The sequence below is a fragment of the Anaerosacchariphilus polymeriproducens genome (assembly GCF_003363435.1).
In the GTDB taxonomy this organism is placed as follows: Bacteria; Bacillota; Clostridia; order Lachnospirales; family Lachnospiraceae; genus Anaerosacchariphilus; species Anaerosacchariphilus polymeriproducens.
Genome location: NZ_QRCT01000028.1, coordinates 80,554 through 100,930, shown reverse-complemented (window position 1 = coordinate 100,930; position 20,377 = coordinate 80,554). Strand labels below are relative to the sequence as shown.

The 20,377-nt window shown below is 31.5% G+C and carries 11 protein-coding genes and 1 tRNA gene; 4 read left to right on the top strand and 8 right to left on the bottom strand.

What is annotated here, in order from left to right:
* The 4 genes from DWV06_RS10150 to DWV06_RS10135 form a co-directional block, all read right to left on the bottom strand.
* Positions 1-13,699: PKD domain-containing protein (locus tag DWV06_RS10150; RefSeq protein ID WP_147289854.1), on the bottom strand; the 13,699-nt coding region annotated here is incomplete at its 3' end.
* Positions 13,700-13,741: 42 nt separating this feature from the next.
* Positions 13,742-14,470 carry an RHS repeat domain-containing protein gene (locus tag DWV06_RS10145; RefSeq protein ID WP_115482074.1) on the bottom strand — a complete coding sequence of 243 codons (729 nt, stop codon included), beginning with the start codon at positions 14,468-14,470 and terminating at the stop codon, positions 13,742-13,744.
* Positions 14,471-14,675: 205 nt separating this feature from the next.
* Positions 14,676-15,383, bottom strand: coding sequence for a DUF5131 family protein (locus DWV06_RS10140; RefSeq protein ID WP_115482073.1), 708 nt, complete (start codon positions 15,381-15,383; stop codon positions 14,676-14,678).
* Positions 15,384-15,584: 201 nt separating this feature from the next.
* Positions 15,585-16,430, bottom strand: a complete 846-nt coding sequence (locus DWV06_RS10135) for a hypothetical protein (RefSeq protein ID WP_115482072.1) — start codon at positions 16,428-16,430, stop codon at positions 15,585-15,587.
* A 285-nt stretch (positions 16,431-16,715) separates the two neighbouring features.
* On the opposite strand from DWV06_RS10135, the gene DWV06_RS10130 reads away from it, so the two are divergent.
* A complete protein-coding gene (locus tag DWV06_RS10130; protein ID WP_115482071.1) occupies positions 16,716-17,120 on the top strand; it encodes a hypothetical protein in 405 nt (134 codons plus the stop codon).
* Positions 17,121-17,449: 329 nt separating this feature from the next.
* Here the strand turns inward: DWV06_RS10130 and DWV06_RS10125 are convergent, their stop codons facing one another.
* From DWV06_RS10125 to DWV06_RS10115, 3 genes are all read right to left on the bottom strand, one after another.
* On the bottom strand, positions 17,450-17,770 hold the full coding sequence (locus DWV06_RS10125; RefSeq protein WP_115482070.1) for a hypothetical protein: 321 nt from the start codon (positions 17,768-17,770) through the stop codon (positions 17,450-17,452).
* Positions 17,771-17,793: 23 nt separating this feature from the next.
* The gene (locus DWV06_RS10120) at positions 17,794-18,417 is read right to left on the bottom strand and encodes a hypothetical protein (protein ID WP_147289853.1); all 624 of its coding nucleotides are present in this window, start codon (positions 18,415-18,417) and stop codon (positions 17,794-17,796) included.
* 218 nt (positions 18,418-18,635) lie between these two features.
* Positions 18,636-18,893, bottom strand: coding sequence for a hypothetical protein (locus DWV06_RS10115; protein ID WP_115482068.1), 258 nt, complete (start codon positions 18,891-18,893; stop codon positions 18,636-18,638).
* A gap of 403 nt (positions 18,894-19,296) precedes the next feature.
* Here DWV06_RS10115 and DWV06_RS18260 point away from each other — a divergent pair, with 403 nt between their 5' ends.
* From DWV06_RS18260 to DWV06_RS18905, 3 genes are read left to right on the top strand one after another with little or no spacing between them, the layout of a single operon-like run.
* A complete protein-coding gene (locus DWV06_RS18260; protein ID WP_147289852.1) occupies positions 19,297-19,539 on the top strand; it encodes a hypothetical protein in 243 nt (80 codons plus the stop codon).
* The gene (locus DWV06_RS10110; RefSeq protein WP_115482067.1) at positions 19,425-19,835 is read left to right on the top strand and encodes a UPF0236 family transposase-like protein; all 411 of its coding nucleotides are present in this window, start codon (positions 19,425-19,427) and stop codon (positions 19,833-19,835) included. Before DWV06_RS18260 ends, DWV06_RS10110 begins: the two co-directional genes overlap by 115 nt.
* A 21-nt stretch (positions 19,836-19,856) precedes the next feature.
* A complete protein-coding gene (locus DWV06_RS18905; protein WP_268877875.1) occupies positions 19,857-19,988 on the top strand; it encodes a hypothetical protein in 132 nt (43 codons plus the stop codon).
* Between the two features lie 240 nt (positions 19,989-20,228).
* On the opposite strand, the gene DWV06_RS10105 is transcribed toward DWV06_RS18905, so the two are convergent.
* Positions 20,229-20,301, bottom strand: a tRNA-Trp gene (locus tag DWV06_RS10105).
* Positions 20,302-20,377: the final 76 nt, after the last annotated feature.

Below are 20,377 nucleotides of genomic sequence, written 5' to 3'. Positions count from 1 at the left end.
TCAAATATACATTCGTTTTACTCGTTTCACTTATAAGACCATTTCCATAAATATAAGTTGTCGTATCTTCTTTCTTATTAAAAATGCCTAGTATATTCTTTTTATATGTCGTTACACTTAGAGTCTGAGAATAGGCTGCTTCTTTATCGGTTACATATTCCTCACGAATATTCTTGGTCTGTACTGCAATTCTAGTATCTTCTGCATCATACTCATATTTGGTGTCGCCTGCTTGTATCAAACGGTTTCTGCAATCGTATTGGAAGGTTGTCATTGTACCGTTTAGTGGACCATATGTCATATTGCCGTCAGCATCGTATTTTACCTGTTTACCATTATAAGAGATTAGACGATTCGCCTTATCATATTTCATTTGTGTTTGAGTAAGGCTTGCAATATTTTCCTTTTCTGTTTGTGAGACAGAAGTAATATTTCCTCTTGCGTCATACTGATAGGAATATCGATTTAAAACAGTACTGCCTTTCTTGTCTAGCTGTGTTTTTAAATTCCCGGCTTTATCATAAGTCCTTGATTCTATGGTACCATTTGCTCTTTTTGTATTTGTCAGTCTTCCATTTTTATCATAGGTGTAAGTAGTTACCTTTTTCTCTGCATCTGTTACGGTATGTAACCAGCCATTCTTATAGTAGGTATAACGCACTACTTGTCCACCAGGGTACGTCAGTTCAATTCGGTTGCCTAGCTCATCGTAATTATATGTTACGGTCTTTCCGTTACAATCCGTATATTTTTTCACTCGATTCAGCTTATCATATTCCCTTGTAATCGTACCTTTGCTATCTTTTACTTTAACAATATTCCCAACATTATCATAAGTATAGGTAACCGTTCCTGCTTGGTCTTTTTTGGTTCTGATTCTGCCTAATTTATCATAGGTATAAGTTGTATTTTGAAGTCTCGCATTCTTTGATTCTGCCAATAGTCCATCCGCATTATATTTGTAAGTGCTTTTACTTCCCATTGCATTCACTACTTCTGTAATACGTTTCATAGAATCGTAGGAATACTTTGTGACTCCACCCATTGGATCTTTCACTTGTGTGATATTTCCTGCATGATCATAAGTATATTCACTTGTTCCCTTTTCTGGATCTATTACCTTTTTTACTCTTCCAAGGACATCATAACTATATTCCGTCTCAGTTTTTAGATTTGAGTTTAAACATTCTATGATTTTTGTCACTTCACCGGCTTTATTATGATTATATTGTGTAACGCTTCCATTTGCATCTGTACTTTTTGATAATTGGTTTACATTATCATATGTATTTTCTTTTATTATATTTCCATATGCATCGAACACTCGAACTACATTTCCAAGCGCATCGTATTCCACTCTTGTTAAATTTCCCTCGGCATCCGTTGAGGACTTAATTCTTCCTTCCTTATCGTATGTGAAACTACTTACTTTAATATCTCCTTTTGATGTATGCGTTACAATTTCTTTTAGTCGATTTAAACCATCATATTTCATTTCTGTTGTAACATTCTCAGCATTCGTAACACTTAAACAATTTCCATTTCCATCATAGGTATAAGTAGTTGTGTTGTTATTTGCATCTGTAGTTGAAATTAACCTACCATGATTGTCATATGAATTGGTCGTTTTATTTCCTAATGGGTCCATGATTGCAGTTACTTTTCCCATACAATCATAGAGATAAGAAGTCGTATACTTCCCATTCACAGTTTCACTTATCTTATTCCATTTACCATCATAAGTATAGAGAATTGACTGTCCATCTTCCATGGTCTTTTTATATAAAATACCATTTGGATAATATTCATATTTTGTAACAGCTCCACCTGTACTAGTTTCTTGAATTAAGTTCCCACACAAATCGTATTGATAGGAATATTCTAAACCATTCGGCTCTTTTTGGGTAAGTACATTTCCAGCACCATCATAAGAATAGGTCGTCGTTGTATTATCTGGATACGTTACTTTTATAACCCTTCCTTCTCCATCATAGGTATATGAAATTTCGGAACCATCTGGAGCTATTTCTTTCGTTTTTCTTCCTCCAGTATCGTATTCATACTGAGTAAAATTTCCTTTTGCATCTATCACACATCTTTGATTTCCGACACCATCGTATTCATAACCTGTAAATCCCTGTTCCGGATAATTGATAGATAATACTCTTCCTATTGCATCATATGAATACTCTATCACACCATTTTCTGCATCTACCACTTTTTTTAGATTACCGGCACCATCATAACTGCATATCGATATATTCCCATTATAATCTGTCGTAGATGTTAGTAAACCACCTGAATAGGAATATCGTTTTGTACCCAGTCCTGCTGTAGTTTCTGCAACAACGAGACCATAAGAATTATATTCATAAGTCGTTGTTGTACCACTAGGTGCGGTCAAACTTATCATATTATTATTTTCATCATACTGGTAGGATGTAGTTTCACCTACTTGATTCTTTGTAGAAATTAAATTACCCTTTTCATCATATGTCATATAAGTAGCATTGGATGCGGTATCGTACATGACTGTCATATTGCCGTCTTCATCATACTGCTTTATTACTTTTGTTCCATCCGGCTGCCTTTCACCAGTACGATTCCCATTTCTATCATAGGTGTAAACACATTCTGCACCTAACGGATCTATGGATTTTACAACTCTACCCTTTTCATCCGTCATGATTGTCGTTGTATCACCAACATGATTGGTAATCTTTATAACCGTTTTTTCATCTTTATCTTCATAAGAAAACATAGCTTTCCCTGCTAATCCTGCTTCCTCCTGAGACAAAACTCTACCTTTTTCATCATAAGTATTTTTAACAAAGGTAACATTATTATTATTCACTGCGGAAATAATTCTATGATTTTGGTCATAATTATATATCGTACTTTCCCCGGCTGCATTTGTAAATGTCTTTAAATTTCCATTATTATCGTATGAAAAACCAGCTTTTCTTCCAATATCATCTGTTACTGATACAATCTTACCTGTTTCATTGTAATGAATGTATAGCTTTTTACCCGAAACCTCTTCTTTAACAATCGTTTGTTTGTCTTTATGTTCAAATGATACGGATTTACCTGATACCTCTTTTATTCTAGCCAGTTTTCCATTTTGAGTATAATAAAATGTATAATCTGAATCCGAATGAAGTTCATAGGTACCATCTTCATTTTTTATTATATAATAATCTTTCATTCCAGCTGTCGTACCTATGTATTTCCCGGAACCCTGTTTGTAATTAGAAACTAAGGTTTCTTTACCTACTTGTTTTCCATATACGATTCCATTCAGACTTTCTTCGCTGACAAAAATTCCATATGAATTTGGATTTTCATAAAACTTTAAAATTCCTCCTTCTGCCTTTATACAATTTTCGTAATTGCTACTCCATCCAAACCCTACTTCTCCTTCTTCTTGTTGTATATCCTGATCTGCAGCTTGTTGCGCCATCATAGAATCATATGATAAATCTAAAGAAAGAGTTGTTGCACCTTTTACAGTTAGAGCATTAATTTCGTCTGCGAAAGCACCCGTAGTTGTATCTACCGGGTCTCCATAAGTTTCTTTCGGCATAGAGACTAATAACTGACTTTTGGTCATGTGGCTCGGTATTGGCTTGACTGTAACTTCAACTCCTGTATTAGCTCCTTCTAATTCTGTTACTATTGTTTCTATTAACTTAAAATAAGACTCATCTCCATCAATTCGATTTGGGATAGATGTTACCCAGGTTCCATAAACACTTTCCCCTGGTGATAATATATTTACTTTTATTGTATCTCCGTTATAACACACCGGTAACTGGCTTGTTTCTGATGCGCCTGTTACTGTATACTGTTCTCCACTCGTTCGTACAATTCTATCAATTTCTTCTCCTGTTTCTTCATCTTTGACAACCACTTCTTGTTTGGCTGCTGGCTGTATATAAGGGCCCAAGGTCGTTTTAAATCCATATAGATCTCTATTTGATTCATTTACAATTGCAAACTGAACATAGTAATTTTCATTTACAAATGCAGAGGATTCTGGCATTACATAAATATGAATTCCCTCTCCTGTTTTTACATCAAACTCTGTATCACTTTCAAAATTACCCTTTATTTCTGCTTCAAAAGGCATCATAGTGCCATAAAAAGATGCACCTACTTTGTATTTACCACTCTTATCACCTTTTATCACCCAGGAAGCTGATTTATGTTCTTGACCTCCAATGGTTCCCATACTTTGAATTAAATTTTGTCCATTGGCCGTTTCAGCAAGACTAACTCCATCTGGTAGATTGAGCGTTGCTGTAGAACTTTCTAATTTATATTCTTCCTGTGCCGTATTAAAGATATCAAGTTGTACATCATACATCTCTTTTAACCATGTTACAGATTGTTGTGTGGATAATAATAACAATACAGGTTTGTCCGGTTCCACAACTTCATGGTTATTATCCGATGTATTTTTTTTGCCAGAATAGTCGCCGCTGAACATCAGCATTCCGCCTCTTCCGCCATATAATTTTATTTCTTTATTAGAACCATAACCACCTGTATAGGTATACTCAATGGGCAATGGCGCTTCTTCAAAAGCAAGTGACAGTTCAAACGTGTAGGTCAACATATTTTCTGGATCAGTTAAATCTACGCCAGCTTCAACCATTTCTTCTAAGTTCATTCTTTTGACAGAAACTTTACCTTCTATAACCTCTCCTGAATTGAGCTGTAAAGTACTCTTTAAATCTTCAAAACTACTAATTTTAATGGAACTCTCAGCTACTTGATATCCTTGTGCATATGCAGAGATATCATAGATACCGGCTTCTGCAGTAATTTTTACGATACCTGCATCATCTGCTCTTGTATTTATCGTCTCATCATCATTCAATTTTACATAAACATAAGCACGCGGAATCGCTTTTCCCAGCTTGTCCTGTATCGTAACTTCTGTTGTACCAACATTGGTTTTATCCAAAACTTTCACCGTTGTATAAGTTTTATCTTCGTTACCACCAGCATCCGTTACTGTCAGAATTACTGTATAGTTTCCGGATTTATTAAATGTATGTATCGGTTTTGCACCTTGCTTTTTACTTCCATCTCCAAAATCCCATGAATATTTTATGATACGGTTATTATCTGTCGACGCCGTTGCGTCAAAGGCAACTTCATAACCTTCTTTTGCTATCATCGATTGTGGTAAAACTGCTTTTGGTGCAATATTATCAAAATTTCCGGCATATCCCGATACAACCGCCGATTCTGAACAATTTCCTCTTGAATCGTAGGTTTCCACTTTATAATAATAATTGTTTCCTACTTCTGCTGTTTCATCTTGATAACTATTTTCTGCTGTTTCTGCAATACAAGTAAAAGAAGTTTCTGACAATTCTCTTCTATAAATCTTATATTTTTCGAAATCATCTGCTTCACAGGTTCCTATTGTTATTCCAACCATATAACTTAATGGTTTTGTAGTAACAGATACTGGTTCTGGTGCCGTTAAATCTAACGTATACGTGACAATAAAACTTTTGCTTATATTACCACTGGAGTCAATTGCTTTTGCTCTTAATTTGTAAGAACCTTCCGTCAAACCTTTTGTATTCCATTCTGTAGAATAATATTGATATCTTTCATTTGTATCACAAGTACCTATTTCATACCAGATTCCGTCTGAACTTTTTGTATTCTGATACTCTAAAATCACTTTCTTTAATTGAGCATTATCAGTAGCCGCTATGGTTATTTTTTCTTTCCCTCCGACAATACTAGCATCTCCTGGTGATAATCCCAGAATTTCCGGTGAAACTGTATCCGGTACTGCTGTACCTGCTGCCTCATTGGATAACTCACTAATATTTCCTGCTATATCAACTACAGCCAGCTTATATAAATACGATTCTCCTGATTTTACTGATGTATCATAATAATTTTTCGTTGTACAAGAGGATTCTAAAATTATATAGATTCCATCCTTCGCTTTTGCTCTAAAAATTTGAAAAGATTTAATATCTTTTTCTTCGTTATCATTCCACGAAAGACTGATGTATCCTTCTCCTCCGACCGCATTTAAATCCTTAACTGCTGCAGGTGCTGTCCTATCTATACTATATTCAGCAATGATATCCTGTCCATTTTTGAGTAAGACATTTTTATTGCCTGATAAATCATAGGCTTCAACCTTTACATAAACTTCCCCTTCTTTTAGACCGCTCACATCCCAGTCATAAGTCAATGTTTCTTCTGATGCTTTTTCTTTTGATGCAACATTTGCTGCCTCTGTATAATTTATCTTATCCGTAGAATAACTAAATACTACTTTATCTACACCATGATTATCTCTTACTTTTACGGAAAAGCGAATCTTATCTTTAAAATAGGATGAGGACGGATTCACCATAAGTATAGATGGTGCTGTTGTATCTGATACCGTTTTAAGTTTTATTTCATCGGATTCATTCCCACGATTATCTGACTTATCATAACCTACTACACGCATAGTATATTCCGTATTCGGTTTTAATCCGGAGACAACATATCCTAGTTGATTCGTTACATCTGCAACCTTAACAAATTTCCCATCCTTTAATTGTTCAACTCGAAAATAACCAAAATCTTCTTCTTTAACATCCTGCCATGTCAATTGGATATTACAGCTGCCCGCAGTACATGTTCCTAATTGAATCTTACTGATACCAGTATTGTCAATCTCATAAGTTCTTGTCACTAATTTAATGTTTACATTCCCTGAATCATCTCTAACCGATGCACGAATAAGATATGTTCCATCCTTTAGCCCTACTGTACTCCATGGATATGTAATCTGGCCATCCTTACATTCTTTTTCCGTCATGGATTTCCATGATTCTTCCTGTAGTTCTTTATATTCTAACTTTATCGAACTCACTTTATGATTATCTACAGCATGTACATAGAGATTGGTAATTCCAGTAATTTTTCCACCTTCGGGGGTCATTGCATCAATTTCCGGAGCTATTTTATCTTCTCCTGCCTGTACAACTACTGTTTCACTTGATTCGCTTTCATTTTTACATTCATCATATGCAGTAATAATATAAGAATATTTTTTGCCTAACTCTACCTCTTTATCGCGAAATGTCATTGTCTCTCTGCCTTCTATCGCAGCCAGTTTTTGATATTCGCTTTGGCTCTCTGCTTTTTTATAAATATAGTATCCGTTGCAGTCAGCACTGATAGAAGGTTTCCAATGTAATACTACAACTTGGTTGTCATCCTCACCTGAAAATTCAGCAGGTATTTTGGGTGCTGTTTTATCTAAATTATAAGTTAAAATTTCTTGATCCTTATTCCCATCTGCATCATACAGTGTAAAACGAATTTTATAATCACCACTAACCTTTAATCCGCTTATATCCCACTTATAACTTACATAAAGTTCTTTTTCATCATATTTTTTCGGACTAAGCTTCTGAGGAGTAAGTGGAACCCACTCATTACTTGTTTCATCTTGATATTCAATATTAACTTTACTGTCTTCACTACTTCCAACGTTTTTAAACCGTAAAACAAGATTCATATCATTTCCACTCATCCTGCTATTATCTTCTGGAGATAGGTAAGTAATTTGAGGCATAGCAGCGGCACTTTCTACTTCTTCACTCTTTTCAGATTGATTGCCAGCCGCATCATTCGCCACTATAGAATAAGAATAAATAACATTTTCTTTTACAGTTTCATCTTTATATGTAGTCTTTTCTAAATTATTAGCTAATATCTGTCCATTTCGATACAGTTTATATCCGGTTGTACCAACGTTATCCGTTGACTTATCCCATTTCAAAGTAATAGAAGAACCTGTTCTTTTGCTAACCTGCAATCCTTCCACCTTTGATGGAGGTTGTGTATCTGCAGGAGTTGAAACTGATAATTTAGGAGAATCCTCCGCTATATTTTTGGCATCATCAAAAGCAAATACAGTATAGGTATAAGTTTGATCCGGCTTTACACTACTATCTTTAAAACTTGTACTGCTCGTAATAGCAATTTGTGTTCCATCTCGATAAATTGCATACCCAACAATTGCAGTATCATCAGATGCTCCTGAGTAATTTAATGTAACCGATGAAGATGTAACTTGACTTTTAGTAAGTGTCTTAATATTTGATGGTGGTTTCATATCTTCAATCTCATAAAGGATTTCATCTGCTATTTTGTTAATATCGCAATTTAATTGATATCCGGAAGCCAAATCTTTTTTCAATATTAATGTATGAAATTTTGCTGTTCCAACATTATTAAAGTGAATCGTTTGAATAAACGCTTTACCAGAAACAGCTAATTTTCGAGTAAAAATTGTTTTGTGATTACCTGTTGCTATAAAATTGGTAGTTCTTAATTGTCTGAAATCACCTTTTATCTCTAATACTCCATCTGATAATGAACCATTATGAGAATTGTAAGAATCAATTGTAAAATCATTACCTACTTTTACATACGCTTCTGGATTCTGCATAATTAATCTGGAGTTTTGATCTAAATAAAAATTTCCACCTACAGAAACTGTATACTTATCAACATTGAAGGGAGCATTTATTGTAAGATTTCCACCTATTATCATATTCTTATCTAATTTACTATCTTTAGAAATTATTAGATTTCCACCCCAAATCCCATCTTTTAATTGATTTGCGAAATTAATGATTGCTACACCTGTACCTGTAACTTTTTCATTTAAATCTGAAATAGCATTATTTATATAAACATTTTTATTTAAATGCACACCTTTTTCACTTGTATTAGTAACGATAAAATTACTTATTAATGGTGTCGTATTAAAAGTAAGATTTTGAAACTCAGAACCAGATAATAAAAATTGATGCTCTAAATTATTTCTAAAACTATAACTTCCAATTTGTGTAAAGTTCCCTTTAATTTCTAACGTCCCTTTATAAAACCAATCACTCATACTATCCTTGTTCTGTAAAATGCAATTTCCTTTTATCGTAAATCTATCATTGGTATGATTCATTGTTATATTACCAGCACTAGGAATATAAGTTTTTATTCCGCTATTTTCTTTATAACTTTGGAATCTATAATCCTCCTCAACAACCAAAGTTCCACCATGAAATATTATATTTCCAGCCACATGAAGAAAATTTCCTTTAATCGTCAATGAATGACCATTCAAATCTAATGTATCTCCAATAAGAGTGTAATCCCCTTCTATTACCGTATCTTCTGTTAATGTATAACCAAATTCACCTTTTACACTTCCATATACTAATTTACAACCATTCCGAATCAGTTTTTTAATTAAAAGTGGTTCTTCTGAATAAATACCATCATTACTATAATTCTTTAATTCTAATATATTAAAGTTACAATCACCTTCTGACTTTATTGTCTGCTTTTTATCACTGCCTAATATAACCTTGTGATTTCCTTTTGGATAGAAATTTCTTGATATTAAAGCATCACCATTTAATTCCATCGTACCTGCAATTAAACTCTTATTATAATACGAGCTATATAAAAATTTTCCATCTATTCTGACAAAATCGTCTTCATTTTCCATTTCAATTCCACCTGAATAATAGGTGAAATCCAAATCTTTTTTTATAAATAACTTACCATGCTCCATACAAGTTAATCCATTTGAAGAACTTCTATAATTCCCATTAACCGTTAATTCACCGGAAATGTATATTTTATCATTAACTTCTACATCTTCTTCGACAATAAATGTATTTTTTATATCAAGACTTTCAACAAAGGCAATTCCACCACTAAATCTATTATCAGAAAACAAGGTAGTTCGACCAATGGATATCATTCCATTCACTTCGTTATTATTCGTTACAACCGTTCCCATTACAAATGGACGATTAATAAACTTGACACCTTCTTTACTATCATTTTTTATCTCTAGATTTTGTATTCTGGAATACCCCTGACTTGTAAATTTTACAGTTTGTCCAGTCTTCGCACTTAACAGTATTTTATGATTCTTAGAACAATAGAAGTTATTATAAGATTGCGTCACTTCATCGATCTGTTGTATATCCCCTTTTATCTCCAACACACCGTCTGTCAAATTATCATTTCGATTTGCAATAGACGCTGTATAAAAACTTCCTTGTACTAAAACATAATCTTTTGCATGATTCATCAAAAGATAACCCGCACTTTTATCATAAGTATAATTACCTTCTTCTCCTTTTCTTACCTGTATTCTATAATCACCTTCAATAATCAGTTTACCACCATTGACTTTTATTACTCCACCAGCCTGAATTAAATTCCCCTTTACGGTTAATGTATGTCCATTTAAATCTAACGTATCATCAACCAGCACAAAATCTTTTTGTAATACTGTATCATCTGTTAATTGCCAGCCAAATTCTCCTTCAATATCTCCACACTTAAATTTACATCCGTTTCTAATTAAAGATTCTTTATTAAAAATAGTAGGTGAATAAATCCCTTCATTACTGTAATTTTTTAATTCCAGTATATTTAGTTTGGATCGTTCATCGATATTCAATGTTTGTAAACTTGTACCACTCAAAAGAATTCGATGAGTTCCAGATGCTTTAAAATTATTATTTATTTCTAAACTTTTTTTTACTTCCAAAGTACCTGCGTTAAATTCACCTTTATACCCATAATAATAATTAAAATTACCATCTACCTTTATGTAATCAGCTGCATGTGTCATTTTTATTCCATACGAACCCCATGATTCATTTAAAGCCGTGCAATTACCCTGAATATGCAAATACCCATTATTCATAAATAAACAACCACTTTTTTGTAAATAATTCCCATCTATTATTAATTTATTATTTACATAAAGATAAGTATGACTCGCATTTATTGATACATTGCCTCCTATATGCGCCTCATTGTTTACATAGGTATCTTTAACAATACTAATATTTCCTCCATAATAACCATTGTCTAAATTAAGGTTTCCTCCTACTGCAATAGTTCCACTTACACTATTTTTATGATCCGTAATTTTTCCTATAACAAAAGGTTCATTCTGAAATTCTACCCCTTCCAAAGTGTTATTGGTAATTTCAAGATTAGCTATTTGCAGATTATTTACCTGCGTTTTTGCAGCACAAATAATTTGTTTTCCATCTCCACTTAATAATAATTTATGATTTTTCGTAGCTATAAATTTATAATAAGTAGAAGATCCCTCTTGCGGTTGGTAAAAATCTTTTTGAATTTCTAAAATTCCATCCGTTAATAAATTGTTATGGTCCATATAAGAATGAAAGTAAAAACTACCTTTGACTAATACATAATCTTTATCCTTCACCATCTTCAAAACAGACGAGCAACCACTATATGTATAATTACCCTCCTTACCGGTAGGTATCTGCATGCGGTAATCTTTCTCGACAAGTAACTTTCCTCCATTTATATTTACAGTTCCGCCAGACTGAATAAAATTCCCTTTTACCGTTAAAGTAAAACCATTAAGATCTAATGTATCATCCATTAAGATTAAATTATCATTAATAACCGTATCTTCTGTCAATGTCCATCCAAAAACACCTTCCATATCTCCATAAATTAATCTACATCCATTTCTGATTAATGATGCTTTCTGAAAAGATGTTACAGAATATATGCCTTCTTCACTATGATTTTGAATTTCTAGTATATTGAAACAGCAGCTGTCTGCAATATTAATCGTTTGCTTTTTATCTCCATTTAATAAAACTTTATGGGAACCGGAAGGTGAAAAAAGCCTGCTGATTTCAACATTTCCCTTGATTTCAATGATACCGGCTGTTATATCTGAGGAATAATATGGATTATATTTAAAACTTCCATAAATCCTAATTTTATCTGTTTCATGTGTCATACTTATACTAGTATCATTATACGAACCATAAATACATTCCAAATTCTTCTTTACTATCAAGGTTCCGTTTTCCATTTTAGTTCTACCTAATATAGCTTTATAGTCACCTTCAACATTTAAAGATTTAGAGATAGTAATATCCTCCCTTAATTCAAAATCTCCACCAATAAACCATGGTTCTTTTATCTCCAAACGCTCTAAGTTACAGATCCCTCCTTGAAAAGAGTTATCTGTCAAAACTGTATTACTGCCAATCGAAATATATCCTAACACTTTATTTTTATGATCTGTTACATTTCCTTTTACGTAAGGCCTATTTTTAAATTCAACTCCCTCATCACTCTGATTCGTTATCTCCAGATTAGATATTTGCGATTGATCAATTGTACATACTGAAAATGAAACTGTTTGTTTTTTTTCTCCACTAAGCACTACTTTATGATTTTGTGAAGCCATAAAATTATAGGATGATTTCGTTTTTAACTGAGTAAAATCTCCTTTCACTTCCAAAATACCATTGGTTAACTTATCTGTATGATTTATTTGAGAATCTGTACAAAAATTTCCTAAAACGCAAATATAATCGTTCTCATTTGTCATCTTAAGAGTACCTGAACTGACTCCATAACTAACACTTGTCTCATTTCCAGTTTTTATAGGTCTTTGTATTCTATAATCACCTTCTACAAATAATTTACCAGCATTGATAAAGACTTCTCCACCAGACTGAATCAAATTACCTTTAATCGTTAATATATGCCCATTTAAATCTAACGTATCCATACCAAGGGCAAAATCACCCTCTATGGTAACATCTTCTTCCAATTTAAAACCATATTGTCCATCTAGACCATTAATTTCTAAACGGCAATTATTACGAATTAATTCTATATAGGGAAAAATAGATTCTGAATAAATCCCTTCTTCACTATAGTTTTGCAATTCAAGTGTATTAAAGCAAGAATTCCCCTCTTTCATCGAGATTGTCTGTTTACTTTCACCACTTAATAAAATTTTATGATGATTGGATGCAATAAAAGAATCATATATATTACTGTTAAAATCTCCTTTTATTTCAATGACTCCATTTGTAAGTTTATTATAAGAAGTATATGCACTATTCCATGTAAAATTACCGCCTACGTATAAATAATCATTTGCATTTGTCATATTCACTTCAACTAAGTTATCGAAATTTGCATTTCCATTACAAAACAATGATCCATCCGAAAATTGAAGTCCTCTATATAAATTTGCGTCTTTAATAACTGTCAACTTATATCCATTAAGATTTAATGTTCCACCTTTAACATCAAGGCTATAAACGGTTTCATTCTTTGTTAAAGTTGTGTCTCCTGTAATCTCCATTTTATCAGGAACTACTGTTTTAGTAATTTCACTTTCAGCAAGAGTCTTTCCCTCTTTATCCAGTGCAATTACTTTATAGGAATAGTCCGTTGATGCTGAAATATCTTTATCTGAAAATTCTAATTCTTTGGTGTCGCTTAATAATGTATCATTACGATATATTTTATAAGTAACCTCATTACCAGCTATTGCTTCCCACGTTAAAGTAATTCCATCTTTTTTTATTTCACTATGTATAGGAAAAGTTTTTACTATAACGTTTTCATTTTCTTTATTGCCTCCGTCTTCTGTAGCATTTAATTCTTTCTGCTTTTCGTTTTTTTCACTTGGCTTTTCCTCATTTTGTATATTTATTTCTTTTGCTCTGACATCTACAAAATCTGACAATGGTAATAAACAAATCGCTAATATTAATGCTACTATTCTTTTTAATTTTGTATTTTTATAATTTGCAAACAATTTCATTCTCCTTAACTCACCCTTTTATCATTAGTTATTTTAGATATTTTACTTAAATAAAGAAAAAATAAATATAAAAAAATCTCTTATAGCATTTACGATTCCGCTCGCTACTTTTTCTATTGCTTTTCCTAGCTTATCAAAAAATGAATTTTTCTCCTCTTTAGAATCTTCTGATGAAGTGTCATTTGAACTTTCCTTTTCATTTGAGATATTATTAGGATTTTTATTTGTGTCATCACTTATTGCGTCATTTGGATTTTGATTTGTGTTATCACTTGATGTGTCTTTTGAATTTTGATTTGTATTATCATTTGATGTGCCATTTGAATTTTGATTTGTGTTATTACTTGATGTGTCTTTTGGATTTTGATTATTTGTGCTATCACTTGATGTGCCATTTGAATTTTGATTTGTATTATTACTCGATGTGTCATTTGGATTTTGATTTATGTTATCTCTTGATGTATCATTTGAACTTTGATTTGTATTGTCTTCTGAGTTATCATTTTTTGTATTATCTGATGTATTATTTGGCTTTTTATTTTTGCTATCGTTCGGTGTATCATCTTTTGATTTAATTATATATTTATTAATTTTTTCTATGTTACCATTTTTATCATAAGAATACTTTATATAACTTCCATCATCATAAATCACCTTTATTAACCTATTTAACTTGTCATATTCATAAGTCTTAGCTTTCGTTTGAATTGTAAAGCTCAAACTAATAAATATTGCTACTACTACGCATTTTGATATCCCTCTTTTTTTCATAAGCATCCTCCCTAATTTAATAAATCAAAAAACATATTAATTATAACTCAAATATTTTTAATTTTCTATGTTTTTTACATTTTTATACATTTTTCACAACATATGTAGAATATTGGCGAATAATTTTCACACTAATATTCAATAAAAAACAGTAGTAATTAACTACTGCTTTTTTTATAAAATATTTAGTTATTATCAAATCATATCATAAATTAATATCTGCTTTCCGAGCCTGGCTGAACAAGTCCCTTACAGCTAAGTGATATATCTTCCCATCTTTGATAAAATTTGTGCCACATTGTCGAAATTCAAAATGAGTATTATTTCTCATACACTGTTCTCTAATATCTAATACCCAGTCGTAATTGAGAGGACGTGCCTTTTTATCAGACTCGCCTCCAACTACAACTAACTCAATATCATTTAAATATTTCTCAATATCTACATATTCAATTAAAGGCTGACAAATAATATCCTTATGCTTTATTGGCAGAGAAGAAAATATAGATAAGCGATAATCAGCTGCTTTTTGATTCTCTATGGTACACCCAACCGTTACATTATCATATCCATCATTCCAATCTATAGGAACACACTCCATAAATCGTTCTATTCTTTTTGTAAGAAATAAGAAATTTAAATCAGACCGTTCTTTTATCATATCCCAACATTCCTTACGCATAGAATCGGCATCCTCAATCAAAAAATCTGTGGAAAAGCATAAATATACCATTTGGCTCGGCTTCATTTTATATTCTCCTGATTTCTTCTTTTCAATAGGGGCATAAAACTTGTCTGTGCGAATTATTTGATCAGTGTCTATTCCTTTTTTCTTATCTCCTTTATGGATATAGCAAAATTTACATCCTTCACTATATCTGTGACAACCTCGCCATGGATTCCAAATAGCCATCTTGATTTCTCCTTTGTATGGGATTTAAAATTAAAAAAAGTGCATAACTTTATCGGCTATGCACGTAATTATTTATTGGGGAATCCCCGAGTTCATCGAACCCGGGAAATTAACTTGGGGATGTACTGTATGTATACAGTACATTGAGTAATTATATTATAAAATGGTGTTATTGTAAAGTTTTAATTTATAAATAATTATCTAATCCAACCAGAAATATTCCTTCCACCAATCTTTCCCATATTTTTGTTTATACATACTTATTACATCTCTCCTTGCACGTCCTTCTTTAATTGCAATCCAGATAGATATAGGAACTCCAATTATCATATAAATATATACATTTCCATACTTTTTTAAAGATTTCTTCCACTCTCCCAGTCGATTACTCCAATTATTTTCAAATGTATAATCATAAGCTTGAGATGAATATATGACTTCGACTTTATATTCATTTCTTGAATCTAATGAATACTCCCATGCATAATAATTATTTTCCTTCTTATCAGATAAGACTCGCAGCATATTTTCACTGTTCCAAAGTATTTTTATGTTATCGATTCCCATATCTATTAAATTTCCAAGTTTAAAGTCATAAACTGCTTCTCCTTTATCATAGTTTACCATAAATAAATTAACTATACGTGTTTTAAATTTAAAATCAACTATATCTTTTTTTTCAAACACTTTATTAAACTCACACTTTATATCCTTGTCACTTTCCTCTTGGACCATAGATACTTTTTTTAAATTATTACTTATTGGTACTATTTCACTAATTTCCCAATCTGTTTTATTTATATTTATTTTAATAGTATCTTCTTCATTATTTAGTACTACTGCACGTACGGAGTGCTCTGCATTTAGAGATCCATCTTTATTAACATCTATTTTAATAACATAATTTAAAATTTTATAATCTCCGGACCATAATTCATCATAAGTGATACTCTCAGTTCCTTCAATTGCAAATACTTCTTGTTTGTTAGTAAATAAAACAATAAACATAAATAATACGATAATTAATTTTCTCTTTTGTTTTCTCATTCTTTATTCTCCCCTTTTTCTTTTTTACCAATTATAATTTCAAATGCTTTTCATAATAGCACCTAAACAACCTGCAAATAATATTTAATTTAATATCTTAACAGTCATTTATCAACTTTTCATTGCTACGTAACAATCTCTTCATCAATACTCTCCAATACTTCTTCTGCAATTCCTTTTGAATTAAAAACAAATGTAAAATTTGACCGTCCCTTTTTTGATTTGTTTTTTAGCTAATGCTATGTTAAAATTTTAATATCAAAGTTACGTAAAGGATGAATAGACATGAACTTTATTACTCTTACTTCGCAAACTGCTAATACCCATAAGAATACAAAAACAGCTTGGATTGCATTAGCTGTTGCAATTATTTCACCAATTATCACAATAATTATTGTGAATTATCAACAAAGAAAAATGAAACAAATTGAATTATTTTCAAACAGGGGCTTGGATATTGTAGAAGAATACATAACAATTACCTCAAAAGAATTGCATACAACTGGTGTATCTGATCGATATAAAACAGCTTACTCTAAAATGTTTTTATATACGCCTAAATCATTGTTTGGATTATTAGAAGAGTTAAATTTACTTATCACAGATGAAACCACTCTACCTCCAAATTTATCTAAATGTGAACCACTTTTTAAAGAAATATGTAGATCTTTAAATTATAATCAATTATAGGGGCTTTAACTTTAGTTGAAATTTGTTAACACCTATGCTACAATAACATTATAAAGAGTGGTACTAAGTTGTACCCCTTTCAATTGAATATGAACTAAAATAAACCGTCCAAGTTTCTCAGGCTAGGGGCGGTTTATTTTTTGTCTTTATGACTTATCTTGTATACAAGACCTATCCTAATGTTATCTAATTCTGAATAAACGTCGTTATCAATGTTCATGCGGCAAATGATTTTTGAAAATTATTCTTTTATTTCAAGATATCACCAATGAACAAAAGAACTTTTATTTATGAATACTTGGATTCAGATTCATACCCCAACTATTGACTTAGAGACTTTTTTTAATTCTGATATATGCAAAATGCATCAAAAATACCTCTACTATTCCAAAGAGTAATAATGTAAAAACATATATACTAACTAGAATTATTCCAGAATCTATTTTCAGATAGTTTTTTAAAGCTAATTTATTCTGCATTAAAATACCAAATATTATAATACAAACTAACCTTAAAAATACCTTTAATGTTGTATAGACAACATCTTGCTGTTTATAAATTTTTGCATTACATACCTTGCATTTTTGAAAAAACAGTAATTTTAATGTAATGTCTTGTTCACTTTTACATTCTGGACAAATTGTTTTCATAATATACTCCTTAAATCAATACTTTAATACCATGTCAGATAAAATGGGTCGTTCATTTTTTGAATAGTTTTCCACTTTCCATTAATCTTTTTTTTCACCTTGGTCAATATAACAACAACATGTGTTTTTTCTAGTCCTAGAAAATTAGTTATAAGTATAGCTTGTTTTCTTACAAACTTATATGTACCAGGTTTTCTTAAAATTTGTTCTAAGGCTTTATCAGTAGCTACCGCCGCCGCAAATCCAGTTAACCAATTGACATCCTGACAAATAAACGCGATAAGAGCACTAGTTCCATATTTTTTTAATTCATACTCTGTTGTTGTAATTTTTCTTTTCCTTTTATTAGTTATTATTTTAAATCCTAATTTTTTACCAAACTCATCAAAAGTCATCTTCTTATTTCTTGACAATAATACTGTGTTATTTTTTCCACTCCACGTGTATTTTGCATAGTAAGCACCATTTTTCTTTTCAATTTTGAATCCATAATATATCTGATTCATAATTTCATCATCATAACAATAAATAGATTTAGCTTTACTAGCATACACTTTTTGAGGACAAGTTAATACAGTTCCCCCAACAAAACAAATCATTAGCATAATTGCAACTATTTTATTTTTTATACAACACATTTTCTTCATTATATATCCCCTTCCATAATTATGCAACATTAAGTTTGTCCACAAAATATATAGCTCTACCCTCCTTTACATTTTTATTTACTAATACATGAAAATAATAAAATAACCTGTACATATAATCAACACATGTTCATTGACAATATTTTCACAGGTTATCTAATGTAATATTAATATAATGTTTCAATAATATCATAATAATATCATTATCATGTCTAATTTTAAAACTCTTGGTCGAGTAATTCCTTATTTTCTCGTACATATTGAGCAATCAAATTTCGTATAACAGCATTATTACTTTGTCCATTCATTTGATTAATTTGTTTAAACCTTTGATACATCACTGGTTCAACTTGAATGCTTGCTGAAGCAAAATTCTTTTTCTTATTTCGGGTAGAAGTCAATTTAGTTACAGGAGATTTCTTAGGTTGAGTTACCTTTTTTTCTTGCTTTACTATTTCATCTTTCAAACTTGCCATAATATAAATCACACCTCACTAATAGCATTTTAATACTACTTTAACATTAGCAAGATATTATTTCAACGCTTATTTACAATTATAATATTATTAAATTTTATCTGTTATATTTAAATAAGCATATGCTATTTCAGTCTTTTGGTGACTAAAAATAACTGATATCCCTTAGATAATCTTCTTGTATGCGAAAGCACCTTTCTTGAATACCCCTTAAACATTTTCCCTCTCATATAAAATGACCAATATATCTATTGGCAATGACTCCATTTACAGTTATATTGTTATTGATATGCTAGGGTAAAATTTTTGTAGGATATTAATCGGAAAAATAAAAAGAGAACACCATTTTATGTTAAGATTTAGTGACCAAACAAAAATCAGATACAAAAGAAAGGTGTTCTCTATGATTAAAAGTATACAACATATGACGGATAAAGTAAGTAAACAGACCGTAAAAAATAAGATTCATAAATTGAATTTTCCATTAGAAGCGCAGCAACCTAAAACCAAAAAGCAGATACCTACCTTTATATTGATGCAGATGAAGATCATGTTGCACTACAATATTTACAGGAAAAGGGAGACATCAAAGGAACCAGAAAGAATACCAGGATGCAAAAACTGGCATATGTATATGAAGGGGTAGAACAAGAAGCACCAAGAAGCGAGCAGATAAGACTTGTAAATCCCAAGTATTTCGGAGGACTGTATGAAGGGAGTAAAGGAGTAGAACAATTCTGGCGAGAAATTTATCATTATATCAGTGCGACTTATGACCTTAATTGCGTCAAACACATTTATATCAATGGAGATGGAGCATCCTGGATTAAAAGTGGATGTAAATGGATAGGTGAATCGACCTTTGTCTTGGATAAGTTTCATATGCAGAAATATATTATTGCAGCATCATCCCATTTATTGGATTCAGCAGGAGATGATTAACGCAGACAGGGGGTGCAGCAGATGGCGAAGCTGCGTATTTATAAATCGAATAAAGGAAATATGCTGGAATTGGTAAGAAAGCAAAAGCAGATACTGCCAATGGCTGCGGGTTGCGAAGAAGAACGGATTTGTTTGAGTAGTGAGATGTTTTGAGCAGAAAGCAAAAAATTAACAGAAGAGCAAAGATATGTTGTAAAGACACAAAAGATAGCATTTGTGGACTACCTTTTAACGTTCTTTTAATTATATTGCCCTTCGTATTCAATTTTTTTTATTCTTCTCTTCTAATAATTTTATTTCTGCAAAGCTTACTTTCATATTCTTTCCAGAAGAAAAAAGAGCTAAAACCCTTGATTTCACTAGGTTTTAACTCTTTTTCTCATCATCTTTCAACAGGGACAGAAGGACTCGAACCCTCGACATTTGGTTTTGGAGACCAACGTTCTACCAACTGAACTATATCCCTTTAACAAATAACAGGCTGTTTTGACCTGCCTATTATTTATATCATAAGCTACAATTTTTGTCAAGAAAAATGCATA